The following is a 17,916-nucleotide window of genomic DNA, read 5'->3' as shown; positions in this document are numbered from 1 at the left end:
GTCTCAGCGGGCGACGAGGCAGTATTGCGCGCCCAGCGGCAGCCAGCCGAGCGCAGGCTCGAGCGGGCGCAGGGCCGCGAGGAAGCCCGGGAAGAACAGCGTCCAGCGCAGGCTCACATCCTTGAAGCCCGCAGCCTTGAAGCGGCGGCGCATCTCGGGCGCGCTGATCAGCACCGCGTTTGCATCGAACGGGCAGGTGCGCACCGCGTGCTGGGTGAGCGGGTTCCAGGGGTTGTGCTCGAACAGGATGAAGCGCCCTTGCGCGCTCAGCGTGCGGCGGATCTCGGCGAGCAGGCGGATGTGGTCTTCGGCCGGGATGTGGTGGAACACGCAGGCGGTGAAGACGAGGTCGAAGGTGCCTGCACCGAAAGGCAGGGTCTGCCCGTCGTAACATACCGTTTCCAGCGGACGGATCGCCCGCGCTTCGCAATGGGTGAGCGAGCGGGCCGAAACGTCGAGCGCGGTCAGCGCGGCATCGGGGAATTCGCGCTGGAGGTGGGCGACACAATTGCCCCGCCCTGCGCCGAAATCCATGATCCGCGCCGGGGCCACGCCCGCCGCCGCCATAACCCGCGCCGCTTCCTTGGCCTTGTACTCGGCGAAGAACTCCGGGTCCTCACCGCTCAGCTTGACCGAGGCGGCGTGCTGCGCGTCATATTCATCGACATAGGCGTCGAATTCAGCTTGCGACACGGATACCCTCGCGCAGGTCAGGTTCGATCACCGGTGCCTCTCCATCGGCGGCAGCATTGGCGGCCAACGGATGGCGGCGCACCTCAGAGATGATGAACAGCGGACGCTGCTTGCCCTCCATGTACATCCGGCCGAGATATTCGCCGAACACGCCAAGCACCATCAGCTGCACGCTGCCCATGATGAGGATCAGCGCGGCCAGGCTCGCCCACCCTTCGACCGTGCCGCCGCGCATCCACACCCAGACAATCCCGAGCAGCGAGACGAGGCCCGCAAGGCCGAAAAGCATCCCGAGATGCGAGGCAAAGCGCAGCGGTACCACCGAGAAGCTGGTAACCGCGTCCACCGCCAGCGCGACCATCTTGCGCAGCGGATAATTGGTCTCGCCCGCGTAACGCGCATCGCGGTCATAGGGGAAGGCGGTCTGGTTGAAGCCGATGTAGCTGACCAGTCCGCGGATAAAGCGGTACCGTTCCGGCATCGCGTTGAGCTGGTCGACCACGCGGCGCGTCATCAGGCGGAAATCGCCGGTGTCGCGCGGGATATAGGTATCGACCATCGAACCGAGCATACGGTAGAACAGCGATGCAGTGCCGCGCTTGAAGGCGGTCTCGCCGTGGCGCTTGATGCGCTGGCCGTAAACGACGTCATAGCCCTGGCGCACCTGCTCCAGCATCGGGCCGAGCAGTTCGGGCGGATCCTGCAGGTCGGCATCGAGCACGAAGATCAGATCACCGCGCACATGGTTGAGCCCGGCAGTCAGCGCCAGCTGGTGGCCATGATTGCGCGACAGGTTGATCGCGACAATGCGCGAATCGCGGTCGGCATGAGCGCAGATTGACGCCCAGCTGCCGTCCTTCGACCCGTCGTTGACGAGGATCAGTTCGTAACGGTTGGCAAAGATCGCCTGCGCTGCTTTGGTCACGCGCTCGATCAGCGCATCGAGACCGGCCTCTTCGTTATAGACCGGGATGACGACAGACAGCTCGCAGGAGCCTGAGAATGTGTGCGGAACGTGCAAGTTCCCGGTCCTCCTGAAGCGATGTTTGCGGCAAGCGAGAATGGTGGTCTGGAGCTTTGGGCCCCCTGCCCCGATGTGCCCTTGCCGATCCGGCCATTGCGGCGCTGACCTGATGCCCAGACCGCCCGGACATCAGCGAGCCACCACGGCTGGCGGGGCTATATCCAGCATGGCCCCGCGAATTTCAAGGCCTGAGGTCGCCTCCTGTGCTGCATTGCAACAACACCGTTGCCTTATGGCACTGTGGCAAAAGCATGACATGACGCAAGCTTTGATAACTTATGGCGGGTTGGAGGCTGTTTTTCGTTGACCCTTCACTGTGATCCACGCAACCTTTGCAATGTCAGCAAGGTGCATGGGGGTCACGCCCGGCTGGATACCGATTGCGAGGATGGGCGGCGCGCATGAGCAGTCGCACCATTGCGCAGAAGAAAACCAAGGGATGCCACTCAAGGTCGGGCTGCAAAGCGCTCGCCGCCGTGTGGCCGATGACTTCTTTTCTCGCGGACACACGCTCGTCCGCATCAAGATGCCAGAAAACACAACAAGGGGTAGCAATGCGTAAGATCCAGAATATTCTTCAGTCCGGCTCGTCGATCGCTCTTGGCGGGGCCCTGTTGGCCGCGATGGGCGCCACTTCCGCCCATGCCGCTGGCAATAGCGACGCTGAAGCATCCGATCCGGTCATTGATGTGAGTGTCACCTCGCAAGCCTTGTTGGGCATTGCACAGCAGGCAGCCACCGAGGTCGTGGACGAGGTGGAGGACAGCGGCAATGTGCTGATCGTCACCGGCACGCGGCGCTCGAACCGCACCGTCTCGGAAAGCCCGGTGCCCATCGACGTCATTTCGGACGAACAGATTCGCCAGTCGGGCCTGACCGAAACCGCGCGCGTGCTGCGTGACCTGGTGCCTTCGCTGAACTTCCCCCAGCCTTCGATCACCGATGGCACGGACGCGATCCGCCCTGCAACCCTGCGCGGGCTCGGACCTGACCAGACGCTGGTGCTGATCAACGGCAAGCGCCGTCACGTCGCTGCTCTGCTCAACCTCAATGGCTCGGTCGGGCGCGGCAGCACCGCGGTTGACCTCAATCAGATTCCCGCCTCCTCGATCGGCCGCGTGGAAGTGCTGCGCGATGGCGCGGCAGCGCAATATGGCTCGGACGCGATTGCCGGTGTGATCAACTTCCAGCTCAATGATTCGCACGAAGGCGGTCGTTTCTTCGTCAATTACGGCGGCTTCAACACCCGCATCGACGGAGTGCAGGAAATCACCGGCGTCAACGGTACCGCAGGGCAAACGCCGACCCTGACGCCCGACGGCCAGTTGCAGCTGACGGGCACCGGGCGCGACCTCAAGGTCACCGATGGCGAGGTTCTCACCGTCTCGGGCAATATCGGCCTTCCGCTCGGCGCTGAAGGCTTCGTCAACATCACCGCCGAATACCGCGACCGTAACGACACCAACCGCGCCGGTTACGATCCGCGGCGCAATTATTCCCAATCCGGCGCGCTCGACCCGCGCGAGCTGACGCTTGACCGGCGCTATCACCGCTATGGCGATCCCAAGACCGAGGATCTCAACATCGTCGTCAACATGGGGATGCCGCTTGACGATCAGGTGTCGTTCTATGCCTTCGGCACCTACGGCACGCGCGAAGCGGAGTCGGCTGGCTTCTATCGCCGCGCTGCCGACAACCGCAACGTGCTGGCGATCTATCCCGACGGTTTCCTGCCGCTGATCAACACCGACACCAAGGATCTCGCCATCGTCGGCGGGCTTGAGGGCGACTTCGGCGGCTGGAACTGGGACCTTTCGATGTCCTACGGCGAGAACGAGACCGAGTTCTTCATCACCGACACGCTCAACGCTTCGCTCGGCGCAGCGAGCCCGACCGAATTCGATGCCGGCGCCATCGCCTATAGCCAGCTGATCGCCAACCTTGGCATCAGCCGCGACATCGAAGTGAGCGGGATCGAGGAACTGACCCTGTCATTCGGGACCGAATGGCGGCGCGAGGAATACCAGCTCACCGCCGGCGAGCCGGACAGCTACCGCGCCGGTCCGGTGCGCGTGGGTACGAACAACTCGTTCATCACCGGCTCGGGCGCAACCGCCTTTGCCGCGCCGGGCGCACAGGTGTTCCCGGGCTTCCAGCCGGTGATCGGCGGCGTGAACGTCACCACGCCGAACTCGCGCGAGAACGTCTCGCTCTATGCCGAACTTGATGCCGATCTGACCTCGGGCTGGAACGTCCAGGTCGCAGGCCGCTTCGAAGATTACTCCGATTTCGGTTCGACCTTGAACGGCAAGCTGGCGAGCCGGCTTGAACTGGTTGATGGCTTCGCCCTGCGCGGCGCGCTGTCGACCGGCTTCCGCGCACCTTCGCTCCAGCAGCAGTTCTTCGCTGCCGCGGCCACCAACAACATCGGCGGCGTGCTGGTCGATGCCGTGACACTGCCGGTCAACAACCCGGTGGCGGTCGCACTCGGCGCAAGCCCGCTCAAGGCCGAGAAATCGTTCTCGTGGTCGGCGGGCGCAGTGTTCGACCGGATCGACGGGCTCAATATCACCTTCGATTACTACCAGATCGATATCGACGACCGGATCGTGCTGACCGACAACCTCACCGCCAACCGCGATGCGGCGGGCGCGCCCACCGGCACCAATCCGGGCCGCGGGATCGCGCAGATTCTCAATGATGCGGGCTTCACCAGCATTTCGGCGGCGCGGTTCTTCTTCAACGGGATCGACACCCGCACCCGCGGTTTCGATGCCATCGCAACCTATCGCACCGGCCTTGGCGATCTCGGCACGCTGTCGCTGACCGCAGGGTACAACCGGAACGATATCGACATCACCGGGCGGCGCAGCACCCCGGGGGATCTGGCGCAGGTGCCCGGGATCGATCTGTTCGGGCGACTCGAATCCCTGCGCATCGAGCGCGGCCAGCCCAAGGATCGCATCAACCTCGGCGCGGACTGGGAGTGGGGCTGGCTGAGCACGACCCTGCGCACCAACCGCTTCGGCGAGGTGTTCTCCGCCGGTGCCACGCCGATCAACGACGTGCTGCTCGCGCCGCGCTGGGTCACCGATCTCGAATTCCGGATTCGCCCCGAAGGCACCTTTGCCGATGGTGTCGAGCTGGCCTTCGGCGCGAACAACTTGTTCGACGTCTATCCGACCACCAACCCGGTCGGCCGCGCCACCGATCCGGTCACGAACCAGCCGGGCAACCTGTCGGTCAATAACTACTTCCTGCCCTTCTCGTCCTTCTCGCCTTTCGGCTTCAACGGACGGTTCCTTTACGGCAGGATCAGCTTCGCGTTCTGAGGCTCTGGCGGCGGGCGATCAAGGCGGCGGCAAGCGGGGTATACCGTCTGCTGCCGCCAGATCCTGCGAAGAGAAACTACCGCGCACGCCTTCCAGCGACCCGCAAGGACCAGCCAAAGATCAGCGCGCCTCCCGCCAGAAACGGCACGCATTCTTGCCCATGACAAAGCTTGCCCATTTGTCTGGCTCGGCCAGTTTCCGGGCAAGTTGCGCCATGACATAGGGCGGCTCGCATTTCTGGTCCGGGGTCTGGCCACCGCGATGCGAATAGCCGCCCTTGTGCGCCGCTTCGTGCACATAAGTGCTCACCAGCCCACCCAATGGCCTGTCCAGCCGATAGCGATTGAGCATAATGAACCGCTCGCCGGTGCGCCTGTCGGTGCTGCCTTCATAGGCGAGATTGCCGCCGAACGCGGCGCTTCTGCGCGCCCGCAAGCCCCCCCTTGTATCAATATGCAATCCTGCGAACGCCGCCCGGATCGCTTTGGGGGCTTCGACCGGATCAAAGCCGCGCCAGTAACGGTTCTCCTTCACCCAGCGCAGCGGCAGTGCGGCGTGAAACGCGGCAAGTTCTGCGGCGAATTGGCGCGAGCTGACGATGTCGATCGCAACCGGCGCGGCGGCAGCGAGCTTTTCCCGTTCATCGGTCGAAAGCTTGCCGCCCCGGTCAACCGACGCAAAGCAGATGGCCGAATTCTTGCCCGTGCCACACAGGGGGCCGGTTGCGGCGTTGGCAATGGACACCCCCACGCCCAGTATGGCGAGCAACGCCGACGCCGCCATCGAACGCCTCACGTGTCGCCCGTACCCAGCGCACCGCTCATATATTGGCCTCCAGCAATTCAATGTCGGCCAGGGTGAGGTCGAACAGCGCATAGACGTTGGCGATGATTTCCGTCTCAGCGATGTGGGGGAACAGGAAGGTGGTGCCGCTTACGTGACTCGAACACGTGACCCCATCATTACGAATGATGTGCTCTACCGACTGAGCTAAAGCGGCACTCTTGGGTGCGCCCTAATTCGCGTTTGGCGCGCGTGCAATGCAAAGTTTCCATTCTGCGCACAGGCTGAACGGCCAGGACTGCGCTATCGCCTGAAGGCCCGGACGATCCCGGGGGCCGAGAAGGTAACCTCGCACCCGGCCTGTTCGAACATCCTTACGACGCTCCTGGTCCTCTGCGGATTGTCGAATTCGGGCGAGAACATATCGAAGGTGTCCAGAAGCGCCCACTCGCGACGCTCCGCCGGTGTCAGGTCCGGCGGAAAGGTTCCTGCGATGTCGACCAGTGGCAAAAAGCGGGTGAGATGGCGCAGCGGCGTTTTCACCAACGTGTCGTGCACGGCCATCATCCAGTCGAGATTGCGATCAATGAGCCCTAGCAGCCGGTCGTTGGACATGCGCCTGGTGAAAGGCCGCAGCATGTATTTGGCGTTCACCTTGGTCCACCAGCCGCGGATCTCGTAGAAATCGACAACGATCTGCCCGCCGTGCTTCGCCTTGGAGACCAGCGCGCGCACCGATTGGGCAAAGTCCGGCGTGTGTTGCAGCACCCCGCGGCAGAGCACCTTGTCGAAGGATTCGTCGGGATAGGGCATGTCGTAGATGCTGGCCTGGCACAGGTGGAAGCGTTCCGGCGCGATGCTGCCATTGGATCGCATGTTCGCTTCGACAGCGGACGAATAGTCGAGCGCGTAGAGATTGGCCTCGGTCTCTTGCAGGATCACCCGGCTGAGCCGTCCAGCGCCTGCCCCCGCCTCAAGCAGGTCGATGCCGACCAGTTCCGCGGGCGTCCAGCCAGTCAAGTGCCAGAACATCTCGGAGCTGTGCCGGTGCAGCTGGGTCCGATCAAACTTGTTCCACTGGAAACCGAAGCTTCCCGAATAATTGTCGAGATCGCCAAAGCGGGGGATGCCGCCGATGATTCTGGCATTACAGTTTACCGCAACCGTCATGATCGACCCTCGGGCTGCAACCTAAGGGGCAAAAGCTATCTGCTTGGGTTGGCCTGCGCCACCCACGCACTGTTCCGTAGGTGTTCGAGACAAGGTGTCGGACAGAACCTGCCGCACCGTCCAGCCGGCTATCGCGCCGCGCCCTCTGCAAGAGAGTGGGCGACTTCGGGGCTATATGCATGAAAGGTGGAGGCCCGAGCCGGAATCGAACCGGCGTGCAAGGATTTGCAGTCCTCTGCGTAACCACTCCGCCATCGGGCCGAGCCTTCCGGGGCACGGGGCCTCGAAGGGAAGCGGCGCACTAGCGATTCGGCGGGGCAAAGGCAATGCGAGATTGCTGGGCGACCTTACGCAACGTCAGTCTGGACGGAACGCGCGGGCCGCGCCATGTCTGGCGGCATGACCATCGCCAGCCTGCTCGCACCTGTCACCGGCCAGCCCGGCCCCGCTCGCCTGACCTATGCCGCCGACTGGATGCAGGGCCGCACGCTCTATGGCGGAGCCTCGGCGCTGGTGGCCTATACCATGGCGGTGCGCGCCTTCCCCGGCCTGCCGCCGCTGCGTGCCGGTCAGGTCGCCTTCGTCGCGCCGGTGGGCGAGGAGATCGAGCTTTCCGCCCAGATCATCCGTCAGGGCCGCAACGTCACCCAGCTGCGCAGCGAGATCGTCTGCGACGGCAAGGTGGCCCTGACCGCCTTCTGGCTATTCGGCGAAGGGCGCGAGGCCAATGCCGTGCATCCTTCCGCCCTGCCAGAGGACTGGCCCGGCCCGCCCGAGGATAATGAGGCAGTCACTCACAGCTTCGCGCCCAGCTTCGTCGCCAAGAACTTCGAACTGCGCCACGGCCAGACCAAAGGCACCGATCGCGGCGCGACCGTGCGGCGCTGGGCGCGGTTGACCGAGGCGCATGAACTCGACCCGGTGTCCAAGCTGGTGCTGATGGGCGACGTTATGCCACCCGGCGCGATGCGGGCGATGGTGCGGCAGGGGCCGATCAGCTCGATCAACTGGTCATTCAACGTGCTCGACCCGGAGAGCCGGTCGAAGGATGGCTGGTATCTGGCCGAAAATGCCAGCCAGCATGCGGACGCCGGCTATTCTTCGGAACGGCTGCGCTTGTGGGATGCGGAGGGCCGTCAGGTGCTTGACGGGCTGCAATGCGTGGCAGTGTTCGGGTAGCGGCACAGCGAGAGTGACTGTCCGCATGAGGTGCGCGGGAAGCTTTCCGCGCAGTCGCTCTTGTAAGCGGCAATAAAGCACGGCAAACCCTGCGCAAACAATCGGGAGACAGTATCTCATGCGCATCGCTCTTGCCTTCGCGGGCCTCGCACTCGCTCTTTCCGCGCCGTTGCTGGCCCAGTCGGCACAGGCTCCCGCACCGCCAGCGGCCGAACGCCCGCAACCGGTGGCGACGCTTGAGAACCGCGCAATGTCCACCAAGGATCTGAGCGATCAGCTGCGCGCCGGTGGCCTCGTGATCCTGATGCGGCATGAACGCACCAATGTGCCCTCGCGCGGGGATGACTATGATCGTCCGGCCAATGATTGCAGCGCGCAGCGCAACCTTTCGCCTGCGGGGGTAGCGGGAGCGGCGGAAACCGGCGTGGCGATCCGCGCGCTCGGCTGGCCGATTGGCCGCGTTCTTTCCAGCGAGATGTGCCGCGCGACCGAGACCGCGCGGTTCATGTTTGACCGCTACGAGATCGAACCGCGACTGATGCACCATGACAACACCGCCGAACGGACCGTGACGGTCTCCGGCCAGGAGCTGAATGCCCTGCTGGCCGACATCCCGCGGGGAGCAAAGGACAACACGGTGATGGTCAGCCACATCGGCAACATCTATTTCGCGACAGGCCAGCGCCTCAGCGAGGGCGAGTTTGCCGTGTTGCAACGGCAGGAGGATGGCCAGTACGTCATCCTCGGCACCTTCGATCCCGGCTACATCGGCGCCCATGCCCGGCAGGCGCAATACGAAGCCGAGCAAAGCGCGGCTGCCTCGGCCAAGTAGCGCGGGGACATTCGTACCGCCGCCGGCTCTTAAGCTTGCGGCCCGATTGCTGACGGTGATCGCCTCTGATGACGCCTGGGCCAAGGAAGCCATAGCCCGGATGGCTTCACCCTAGGGCGGGTGGAGGATTCCCGGAAGGAACAAGCGGCCCAGGGTTCACAGGTCTTCGAAGTTCGGCTTGCGGCGCTCCATTTCGGCCATCACCGCTTCGACCTGATTGCGGCTGCGCATGATGCCGTGCTGTTCGATGCTTTCTTCCAGCAGGATTGCATCGGTCTCGCGCTCCCACATCCCGGCCTGGAGCCGCTTGGCGGCGCGGATCGCATGGGGGTTCTTGAGCGCGATCTGGCGGGCAATGGCGAGCGCGCGCTCGCGCGGGTTCTCGTCGACATGGGTCGCAAGACCGAGAGCCTGCGCCTCGTCGCCCGAGAACTCGCGGTTGGTGTAGATCAGTTCGCGCAGCACATCATCGCGCACCAGCCCGCGCCACAGCACATAGCCGCCCATGTCGGGGACGAGGCCCCACTTCATTTCCATGATCGCCATGCGCGTGGCAGGGTGGACGATGCGTATATCCGCGCCGCTGGCGATCTGGAGGCCCCCGCCAAAGCACACGCCGTGGATGGCGGCGATGACGGGCACGGGCAGCTTGCGCCACTGCATTGCCACCTGCTGCGGACGGTTGGCGTTGCCATAGGTGCGTTCGGTCAGGCTCGGCTCATCCTCGGGCACCTTGCGCGAGAAGTTCGACAGATCGAGCCCGGCGCAAAAGGCGCGGCCCTCACCCGACAGCACGACCGCGCGCAGGCCCTTCATCCGCTGGAGCACGCTGCCCGCCTCGATGATCCGCTGAAACATCTCGGGATCGAGCGCATTCATCTTGTCGCCCCGCACGAAGCGGACTTCGGCGACGCCGTCTTCGCCAAGGGTGATGGCGACGCGATCATTGGCGATCGTGGTGGCGGTGGCCGACATGGTGGTATGATCCCTGTGTTCTCTGTGACTGGGCAAGATTGACCGAACAGCCGCCCTCTGTCCAGAGCCGTGCTAGCGCCCGGCGATGCGCGAAAGCGAGGAGGCTGGCGGGGCGTCAAGGAAGTAAATGCCGTCATCCGCCATGGCGATCAACTGCGCGAGCCCCACGCGCGCCAGCTTCGCCTGCATCCGTGCGAGAAGCGCCGCGCCCCCGTCACTGTCCGGCGCGACTGTGATCCTTTCGCCCGGCTGCTCCGCAAGGCGCCATAGCAGCGCGAATTCGCGCGGATGAAGGCCGAGCCAGCAATCATCGACCCTCCCGTCCTGGTGGGTCAGATCCAGCGTCAGATCCCCCGCCTCGCGAAAGCGCGGCACGCTGCCGTCAGGATCGGGGAAATGCCCGGTCGGCAGCGGGGCGTTCAAAGCAGGCCCCCCGCCCGCATCGAATAGACCGCGTCGGTGGTGAAGATCAGGTGATCGATGAGCTTGATATCGAGCGCGCTGGCGACTTCGCCCAGACGACGGGTGGCGGCAATGTCGCAGCCGCTCGGCCGGCAATGTCCCGATGGGTGGCTGTGCGCCAGAATGATCCCCGCCGCATCAAAGCGCAGCGCGTCGCCCAGCAAGGCGCGCATTCGCAAGCCCAGCGTGCCCATCGTGCCGATTCCGCAGGGTGCATCGCCCAGCCAGGCGCTCTGCCGGTCGACAAAGATCGCATGGCCGCGTTCGTGCGTTGCCGGCGGGGCGAGCACAACGCTGCGCAGATAGGCGATCATCGTCGTGGTGCGCTGCTCTTGCGAGACAGGCTCGTCGCGCCCGCGGGCTAGGGCGGCCATCAGCATGCGCGCGTTCCGGGGCCAAGAGTAGCGGGGGCTAGGTCAGGCATCTGGCGCTCTCCCAACCGTCAGAGTTGCAGCCCACGCGCGGAAGGCGTGACCTGCCGCCATTCGCGATAGGGACCGAAGCGTCGCTCGCGCAGGGCGTGGCGGATAAACCCTCCGAGCAGCAGCAGCAGCTGGCAATAGGCCGGGCCGATAACGAGAATCGCTACGGCCAGGGGGGAGATCGTGTCGATGATTGACCGCACCAGATGCGCCCCGACCGCCACAAGCTGGAAGCCGGCAATCCACAAAGGGTAATTGCGGTTCGCCTTGAGCGCGACGCCGATGAACAGGGCTGCCGCCAACATGTCGAGCAGCATAACGGCAGGCGCATAAGGGCCGACTTCGGCGGCCCCCAGCTCGAACCACCATATCACATAGGTCGGCAGCACCATTATAGCGATGAAGATGCCTATCAGCCAACGCTCCGGGGCCCCACCCCACCGCCAGGTTCCCCCGAGAAGGAGAAAGCTGGTCAGATGCAGGGCGGGAACCCGGTACGCGTTAAAGAAGTCGAGCAGATCGCCCATCAGTTCAGGCCAGGGCCCGCTCCCGTTCGGCCGGCGTCGGCATCAGGTCGGACGGCGGAAGCTTGGTCGGCTCGCCGCTGTCAGGGCCGGCATGGATGCGCGCAACCTTGCTCAACTCGTCATGCACGCGCAGCAGGCTGGTCGACATGGCGAGCGCCTGGCTTTCGGCCTCGGTCAGACGGACGAGCGCACGCTGGCCGGTGTTGACTTCGATTTCCGGGTTCTGCCGGGCGGAGAGCATCGCCTGCTTGAGCCGTGCCATGGCGATGATCGATTCATCGGCAAGGGCTTCGGCTTCGCGGATCAGCTTCTTCAGATTGTGCGCGTCAGCGACGATACGATTTTCCATTGGTGATCTCCAGCGTAGCGGGTGCCCTTCCCGCAACGATGCCTGTTTCCTCGGAGTAGGTGGCCTTGCCGTCTGTCGCGTCGCTGAGCGTCTTTGCCGCGGTGATCGCGAGGATCACCGAAGCCAGAATGCCCGTGGCGATACCAATGATCGCCCCCAGTCGAAACAGTACGGCATGCTCACCATCGAGCACTCCGGGGACCACCCTCGGCTCGCCCGGTCTCAGCCACGGTGCCTGCTCTATCAGAGGCATCGCGTCGCTGAGCACAAGCTGGCCCGGATCGTCCCGACCGCCGAAATCAGTCAGATCAGTCGCCAGGTTAATCTGAGAATTTATGTATGCATCTTCGCTGAAGGGGTTGAGCAATTCTGCATCCGCAGGCTTGCTTAAGTCATTCTCCGCAGCGGCCTCGGCCACTTCTGGAGCTAATGTGGCGCGATAGTTTTCAACCAGTTCGCCCAGGCTTCCGGCTTCATAGAAGTCCTTAAGCGCGCGGATATGCTGGTTGATCCGCGTTTCGGACACACCAAGTTCCGCCGCGATCACCTTGATCGGGACGCGTCTATCGATGCGTTCCATTACGGCACGTTGTCTGTCGGTCAGCCGCCGTGCGGCTCCGGACACCATCTTCTTCTCCCTTCAGCTATTCGCCCCACCTTACGCGCAAACTAACCCGAATCGCACAGGAATTCTCCCGTTTTGGATGATGACGCGCCTGAACAAGGGAAACGGTCTAGGCCGCCGAGCTGTTGACCCCCACGGATTGGAGGTAGCGCTTGATGTTGCGCGCGGCCTGGCGGAGGCGTTGTTCGTTCTCCACCATGGCGATCCGGACATAGCCTTCGCCATTTTCGCCGTATCCCACGCCCGGTGCGACGGCGACCTGCGCCTGGGTGAGCAGCTGCTTCGAGAACTCGAGACTGCCCATCGACTTGAGCGCCGGGGGCAGCGGGGCCCAGGCGAACATTGAGGCTGGCGGCGGGGGAATATCCCACCCGGCGCGCCCGAAGGCCTCGACCATCACGTCGCGGCGCTTGTGGTAAAGCTCGCGGTTGGTGTCGATGATATCCTGCGGACCGTTCAACGCCGCGCAGGCGGCCGCCTGAATCGGCGTGAAGGCCCCGTAATCGAGATAGGACTTCACGCGCGTCAGCGCCGCGATCAGCTGCTTGTTGCCCACCGCAAAGCCCATGCGCCAGCCGGCCATAGAATAGGTCTTGGACATCGAGGTGAACTCGATCGCGACATCCTTCGCGCCAGGCACCTGCATGATCGAAGGGGTCGGCTTGCCGTCGAAATAAAGCTCGGAATAGGCCAGATCGGAGACAATCCAGACCTGATTCTCCTTCGCCCAAGCCACCAGCCGCTCGTAGAACGACAGCTCGACTGTCTCTGCGGTGGGGTTGGAGGGGTAGCTCACGACCAGCACGCTCGGCCGCGGCACAGTGTAATTCATGGCCCGTTCGAGCGATTCCCAATAAAATTCGTCGGGAGTCGCCGGCACCGAACGGATCGTCGCACCGGCAATGATGAAGCCGAAGGTGTGGATCGGGTAAGACGGGTTGGGCGCGAGCACCACATCGCCCGGCGCGATGATCGCCGTGGCGAGGCTGGACAGCCCCTCCTTCGACCCCATCGTCACCACCACTTCGCTATCGGGATCGAGATCGACCCCGAAGCGGCGCGCGTAGTAGCCAGCCTGTGCGCGGCGCAGCCCGGGGATGCCCTTGGACTGCGAATAGCCATGCGCATCGGGCTTGGCAGCCACCTCGCACAGCTTGTCGATCACGTGCTGCGGCGGGGGCTGGTCAGGGTTGCCCATGCCAAGGTCGATAATGTCCTGTCCTTCCAGCCGCGCCGCATGACGCATGGCGTTGACCTCCGCGATCACGTACGGGGGCATCCGCTTCATGCGATAGAACTGGTCATTCATGGCCGTTATCACCTTTTCTTGCACGAGGCTGGTCCGGCCATCGCACTCTCTCCCTAGGCCAAACCCGCGGATCGTGGGAAGGCGTTTTCGGCGAGTTGCGACTGGGCCCGATTGACGGCACTATCGCACAAGCGCGGCAAACAAGGGACGATTTCAGGCAATGGCACAGGATACGGACCTGATGGCGGCAGCGGGCGAAGGCCTCAAAGGCTTCTTCGACATGCAGGGCGAGGCGATGCGCGAGATGATGTCCGGCAACGGACTCGAATCGCTGATGGCGAAGGGAATGGACGCTGGCGAGCTGACCGAATGGACAGCCACCGGCGCGCAGCTCCAGCAGCTCTGGCTCGATTTCGCGACCCATCAGGCACAGTCTGCTGCCGAGAAAGCGGGCAAGCAAGGCGCGGGCCTGCTCGATCCGGCGCAGTGGCTGGTGATCTCGCAATCGATGCTCGGCCAGATGCCCAAGGGGATGTTCGAAGCATCGGCCAAACTGGCGCAAGACCAGATGCAGTTATGGTCGGGCGTGATGCAGAGCTTCGTCGCCGGGGCAACTGGCGGCAAGATGACCGAAGCACCCGAGGCGGCGGCCCTGCCGAAGAGTGACCGGCGCTTTGCCGATCCGGCCTGGCGCGCACACCCCGCCTTCCTGCTGCTCCACCAGACCTATCTGATGCTGGCCGATTACTTCCGGCAGGCTGTGCGGAATGTTGACGGGCTGGACCGCGCCAAGCGCCAGCAGCTCGAATTCGCGGTGACGGCGCTTGCCGAAGCGATGAGCCCGGACAATTTCCTCACGCTCAATCCGGTGGTCCTGAAACGCACGATCGACACCAAGGGTGCCAATCTGGTGCGCGGGATGCAGCACCTCATCAACGACATGAAGCGCGGGCAGCTGACCCATACCGACCCGCAGGCCTTCCGGCTGGGCGAAAACCTCGCCGCGACGCCGGGCAAGGTGGTGCATGAGACCCCGCTCTACCAGTTGATCCACTATTCGCCTTCGACCAGCGAGGTGCTGGAAGTGCCGCTGGTGATCTTCCCGCCGTGGATCAACCGCTTCTATATTCTCGACCTGACGCCCAAGAAGAGCTTCATCAAATGGGCGGTCGATCAGGGCCTGTCAGTCTTCGTGGTCAGCTGGAAATCGGCGGACGAGACAATGGGCGATGTGGTGTGGGATGATTACATCCGCGCCCAGATGGACGCGATCGATCACGTCCGCGCGCGGCTCGATGTGCCTGCGGTGCACACCATCGGCTATTGCGTGGCCGGCACGACGCTGGCGGCAACGCTGGCGATCCAGTCACGCCGGGGCGAGGCGGACAAGGTCAAGAGCGCGACCTTCTTCACCGCGCAGGTCGATTTCGAGAAGAGCGGCGATCTGAAGAACTTCATCGACGAAGGCCAGCTGGAGATGATCGGGCAATTGTCGCCGCAGGGTTATCTCGACGGGCGCTATCTGGCAGCGGCTTTCAATGCGCTGCGTGGCCGGGATCTGATCTGGAACTACGTCGTCAACAATTACCTGCTGGGCGAGGACTACCCCGCGTTCGACCTGCTGCACTGGAATGGCGATGTCACCAACCTGCCCTCCAAGTGGCACAATGCCTATCTGCGCGACCTTTACCGCGACAACAAGCTGGTGCTTCCGGACGCGCTGGAGGCCGACGGCACGCCGATCGATCTGACCCGTGTTGCCACTCCCAGCTTCGTGCAGGCAGGGCGCGAGGATCACATTGCCCCTGCCGAAAGCGTGTGGCGCATCACCAAGCACTTTACCGGGCCGATGGAGTTCCTGCTGGCGGGCTCAGGCCATATCGCAGGCGTGGTCAATCCACCTGCTGCGGGCAAGTACCAGTACTGGGTCGGAGACAGCACCGCGCCCTCGCTCAAGGCCTTTGTCGAGAGCGCGACCGAGCACCCGGGCAGCTGGTGGCCGCACTGGCTCGAATGGCTGCACCGCCAGTCCGATGCGCGCGTTCCCGCGACGGGCAAACGGGTGCCCGGCGGCAAGGGCGACAAGGTGATCGAGGATGCGCCGGGCCGCTACGTGAAGACGCGGTAGCGGAGCATCCCCGCATCAACGTCCTGAATCTGCTAACATTCCTACATTTTTGTGCACTGCACAAAAACACTTGACTTCGCATCGGCACTCGCTATTTTGTGCAGTGCAACATGAAGCGAGGTCGTCATGTCCGAAGTTGAAAAGAATGCTACCGAAGTGAAGCCCGCCGCCGCCGCTCCGGTCGCCAAGATCGATGCTGCTGCCGAGAAGGCCTATGCCGAAGCATCGGCCAAGGCTGTTGAAGCGCCCGCCGCTGCCAAGGTGGTGAAGGCTGCTCCGGCTGCTGCGACCAAGAAGGCCCCGGCCGCCAAGAAGGCGACCCCGGTCAAGAAGGCCGCTGCCAAGACCGTCAAGAAGACGGCCGCCAAGAAGACTGCTCCGGTCAAGAAGCCGGTGCTGGCCAAGAAGGCTGTGAAGCCTGCCGCACCCAAGGCTGCCGCGCCGAAGACCAACCCCGTCATCAAGCTCAAGGATACCATCATGGCCACTGCCAAGAACACCGACATCACCGCCACCGCCAAGGAAGTCCTCGCCGACGTCCAGACCCGTGCGCAGACCGCCTACGCCCAGACCACCGTGCTCGCTTCGGAAGCGACCGAGTTCACCAAGGCGAACGTTGAAGCTGTCGTCGAGAGCGGCAAGATCTTCTTCAGCGGCGCGCAGGAACTGCTCAAGGACAACGTCGAAACCGGCAAGACCGTGATCGAAACCGTTACCGCTGACGCCAAGAAGGTTGCCGCCGTCAAGTCGCCGACCGAGCTGATGCAGCTTCAGGGCGAAATCGCCCGTCGCAACTTCGATGCGCTGGTGTCCTACGGCTCGAAGCGCACCGAAGCCTGGGTGAAGCTCTACAACGAAGCTTTCGCCCCGATCTCGAACCGCGTCAGCGTCGCGGCCGAAAAGATCAAGAAGGCTGCGTAAGCACCACAAGTTTCTGGACCGGGCCTCTCTCCTCTCTCTCCCAACCCGGTTCACGAGAGCGCGCTGAAAAGCGCAGGCCGGCCAGACGCAAGTCTGGTCGGCCTTTTCTTTTGGCCCTGCAGGATCGTGCAAGGCCAAACAAATCGCACCTATCGCTTGCACCCGCGCAGCCAAATCCCATAATGGAGGCTCATGCCGAACCTGTCCGACTTCGATCCCGCTTCGAGCGCCGCGCTGCCTTTGCCGCACGCAGCCCCTGTGCGCGGGGAAGATGAGGATGGCGGCAAGGATGAAGGCGGCTCTGGCGGCAGCCAGATCGGCGTCGCCACCAAGACCCGCGCCAAGGCCAAGAAGCCCAGCCAGTACAAGGTGCTGATGCTCAACGATGACTACACCCCGATGGAATTCGTGGTGCTCGTCCTGAAGCGCTTCTTCAGCATGGATCTGGAACAGGCCACCCGCGTCATGCTCCACGTTCACCAGCGCGGCGTCGGCGTATGCGGGATCTTCACCTACGAAGTGGCCGAAACCAAGGTCAATCAGGTGATGGACTTCGCGCGCCAGAACCAGCACCCGCTGCAATGCACGCTTGAGAAGGCTTGACCGGGCGGCCATGCGCCAGCCCCATCATCCTGAGCCCGATCCGCTCGCACCGGGGCAGGAAAGCGTCTGGGATTACCCCCGCCCCGCCATTGCCGAACCGGTGTCGCGGCATATCCGCATCACCCACAAGGGCATCGTGCTGGCCGACACCCGCGCCGCGTGGCGCACGCTCGAAACCTCGCACCCGCCGACCTATTACATCCCGCAAGCCGACATCGCGATGGCGCAACTGTTGCCCAATCCGGCGCGGTCGATCTGCGAGTGGAAGGGGCAAGCCGCCTATTGGGACGTGCTGATCGCGGGCGAACGCATCGCTCAGGCTGGCTGGAGCTACCCCTCGCCCACCCCCGCCTTCGCCGGAATCTCGGGCCACATCGCCTTCTATGCCGCGCCCTTCGATCATGTCGAAGTGGACGGCGAGCAGGTCACACCCCAGCCCGGCGGCTTTTATGGCGGGTGGATCACCTCGCGCGAGGCCGGGCCGTTCAAAGGCATTCCCGGCAGCCGCTTCTGGTAAATTGCCGGGCAAGCTTGTGTGCGGCACAGCAATTGGGGGCATGACGTGCAAGGTCAGACGCGCTAGGGCGGCTTGGCCTTCGTGCCTTCGATGGAAAGCCTCATTTGTCCAACCTGATCCCCAGC

The 17,916-nt window shown here is 63.8% G+C and carries 18 protein-coding genes and 2 tRNA genes; 7 read left to right on the top strand and 13 right to left on the bottom strand.

The features are described from left to right. Positions 1 to 3 precede the first annotated feature (3 nt). Entirely contained in the window at positions 4 to 693 is a 690-nt protein-coding gene (locus tag KVF90_RS06375; protein WP_264394005.1) for a class I SAM-dependent methyltransferase, read from the bottom strand. After that, positions 680 to 1,714, bottom strand: coding sequence for a glycosyltransferase family 2 protein (locus KVF90_RS06370; RefSeq protein ID WP_264394004.1), 1,035 nt, complete (start codon positions 1,712 to 1,714; stop codon positions 680 to 682). Before KVF90_RS06370 ends, KVF90_RS06375 begins: the two co-directional genes overlap by 14 nt. Positions 1,715 to 2,271: 557 nt before the next feature. Between KVF90_RS06370 and KVF90_RS06365 the strand changes: the two genes are divergently transcribed. After that, a complete protein-coding gene (locus tag KVF90_RS06365; protein WP_264394003.1) occupies positions 2,272 to 5,049 on the top strand; it encodes a TonB-dependent receptor plug domain-containing protein in 2,778 nt (925 codons plus the stop codon). A gap of 120 nt (positions 5,050 to 5,169) precedes the next feature. Here KVF90_RS06365 and KVF90_RS06360 read toward each other — a convergent pair whose 3' ends face one another. The 4 genes from KVF90_RS06360 to KVF90_RS06345 form a co-directional block, all read right to left on the bottom strand. Further along, on the bottom strand, positions 5,170 to 5,832 hold the full coding sequence (locus tag KVF90_RS06360) for a hypothetical protein (protein WP_264394002.1): 663 nt from the start codon (positions 5,830 to 5,832) through the stop codon (positions 5,170 to 5,172). Between the two features lie 141 nt (positions 5,833 to 5,973). Beyond that, positions 5,974 to 6,049, bottom strand: a tRNA-Thr gene (locus tag KVF90_RS06355). Between the two features lie 86 nt (positions 6,050 to 6,135). After that, complete coding sequence (locus KVF90_RS06350; protein WP_264394001.1) at positions 6,136 to 7,002, bottom strand: class I SAM-dependent methyltransferase; 867 nt, start codon at positions 7,000 to 7,002, stop codon at positions 6,136 to 6,138. A gap of 187 nt (positions 7,003 to 7,189) precedes the next feature. Then, positions 7,190 to 7,263 (bottom strand) — tRNA-Cys (locus KVF90_RS06345). A 126-nt stretch (positions 7,264 to 7,389) separates the two neighbouring features. Between KVF90_RS06345 and KVF90_RS06340 the strand changes: the two genes are divergently transcribed. Both KVF90_RS06340 and KVF90_RS06335 read left to right on the top strand, forming a co-directional pair. Further along, the gene (locus tag KVF90_RS06340) at positions 7,390 to 8,181 is read left to right on the top strand and encodes a thioesterase family protein (RefSeq protein WP_319641057.1); all 792 of its coding nucleotides are present in this window, start codon (positions 7,390 to 7,392) and stop codon (positions 8,179 to 8,181) included. A gap of 118 nt (positions 8,182 to 8,299) precedes the next feature. Then, positions 8,300 to 9,013 carry a hypothetical protein gene (locus KVF90_RS06335; RefSeq protein WP_264394000.1) on the top strand — a complete coding sequence of 238 codons (714 nt, stop codon included), beginning with the start codon at positions 8,300 to 8,302 and terminating at the stop codon, positions 9,011 to 9,013. Positions 9,014 to 9,169: 156 nt separating this feature from the next. Here the strand turns inward: KVF90_RS06335 and KVF90_RS06330 are convergent, their stop codons facing one another. The 7 genes from KVF90_RS06330 to KVF90_RS06300 all read right to left on the bottom strand — a co-directional run bounded on the left by KVF90_RS06330 (position 9,170) and on the right by KVF90_RS06300 (position 13,682). Beyond that, complete coding sequence (locus KVF90_RS06330; protein WP_264393999.1) at positions 9,170 to 9,988, bottom strand: crotonase/enoyl-CoA hydratase family protein; 819 nt, start codon at positions 9,986 to 9,988, stop codon at positions 9,170 to 9,172. Positions 9,989 to 10,060: 72 nt separating this feature from the next. Next, on the bottom strand, positions 10,061 to 10,411 hold the full coding sequence (locus tag KVF90_RS06325; protein WP_264393998.1) for a hypothetical protein: 351 nt from the start codon (positions 10,409 to 10,411) through the stop codon (positions 10,061 to 10,063). Then, positions 10,408 to 10,830 carry a JAB domain-containing protein gene (locus KVF90_RS06320; protein ID WP_264393997.1) on the bottom strand — a complete coding sequence of 141 codons (423 nt, stop codon included), beginning with the start codon at positions 10,828 to 10,830 and terminating at the stop codon, positions 10,408 to 10,410. Before KVF90_RS06320 ends, KVF90_RS06325 begins: the two co-directional genes overlap by 4 nt. 62 nt (positions 10,831 to 10,892) lie before the next feature. After that, positions 10,893 to 11,399, bottom strand: a complete 507-nt coding sequence (locus KVF90_RS06315; protein ID WP_264393996.1) for a hypothetical protein — start codon at positions 11,397 to 11,399, stop codon at positions 10,893 to 10,895. A gap of 4 nt (positions 11,400 to 11,403) precedes the next feature. After that, positions 11,404 to 11,748 (bottom strand): hypothetical protein, encoded by a 345-nt coding sequence (locus KVF90_RS06310; protein WP_264393995.1) that lies wholly within the window; start codon positions 11,746 to 11,748, stop codon positions 11,404 to 11,406. Then, entirely contained in the window at positions 11,726 to 12,328 is a 603-nt protein-coding gene (locus KVF90_RS06305; protein ID WP_264393994.1) for a hypothetical protein, read from the bottom strand. Before KVF90_RS06305 ends, KVF90_RS06310 begins: the two co-directional genes overlap by 23 nt. Positions 12,329 to 12,482: 154 nt before the next feature. After that, positions 12,483 to 13,682 carry an LL-diaminopimelate aminotransferase gene (locus tag KVF90_RS06300; protein ID WP_264393993.1) on the bottom strand — a complete coding sequence of 400 codons (1,200 nt, stop codon included), beginning with the start codon at positions 13,680 to 13,682 and terminating at the stop codon, positions 12,483 to 12,485. A 160-nt stretch (positions 13,683 to 13,842) separates the two neighbouring features. On the opposite strand from KVF90_RS06300, the gene KVF90_RS06295 reads away from it, so the two are divergent. The 4 genes from KVF90_RS06295 to KVF90_RS06280 all read left to right on the top strand — a co-directional run bounded on the left by KVF90_RS06295 (position 13,843) and on the right by KVF90_RS06280 (position 17,791). Then, complete coding sequence (locus tag KVF90_RS06295; RefSeq protein ID WP_264393992.1) at positions 13,843 to 15,750, top strand: PHA/PHB synthase family protein; 1,908 nt, start codon at positions 13,843 to 13,845, stop codon at positions 15,748 to 15,750. Between the two features lie 126 nt (positions 15,751 to 15,876). Then, positions 15,877 to 16,671, top strand: a complete 795-nt coding sequence (locus KVF90_RS06290) for a phasin family protein (RefSeq protein WP_264393991.1) — start codon at positions 15,877 to 15,879, stop codon at positions 16,669 to 16,671. A gap of 192 nt (positions 16,672 to 16,863) precedes the next feature. Continuing rightward, positions 16,864 to 17,274, top strand: coding sequence for an ATP-dependent Clp protease adapter ClpS (gene clpS, locus KVF90_RS06285; RefSeq protein ID WP_264393990.1), 411 nt, complete (start codon positions 16,864 to 16,866; stop codon positions 17,272 to 17,274). Between the two features lie 10 nt (positions 17,275 to 17,284). Continuing rightward, a complete protein-coding gene (locus KVF90_RS06280) occupies positions 17,285 to 17,791 on the top strand; it encodes a DUF427 domain-containing protein (protein WP_264393989.1) in 507 nt (168 codons plus the stop codon). Positions 17,792 to 17,916: the final 125 nt, after the last annotated feature.

It is taken from the genome of Porphyrobacter sp. ULC335 (genome assembly GCF_025917005.1).
Lineage (GTDB): Bacteria > Pseudomonadota > Alphaproteobacteria > Sphingomonadales > Sphingomonadaceae > Erythrobacter.
This window is presented reverse-complemented; position numbering and strand designations above follow the sequence as displayed.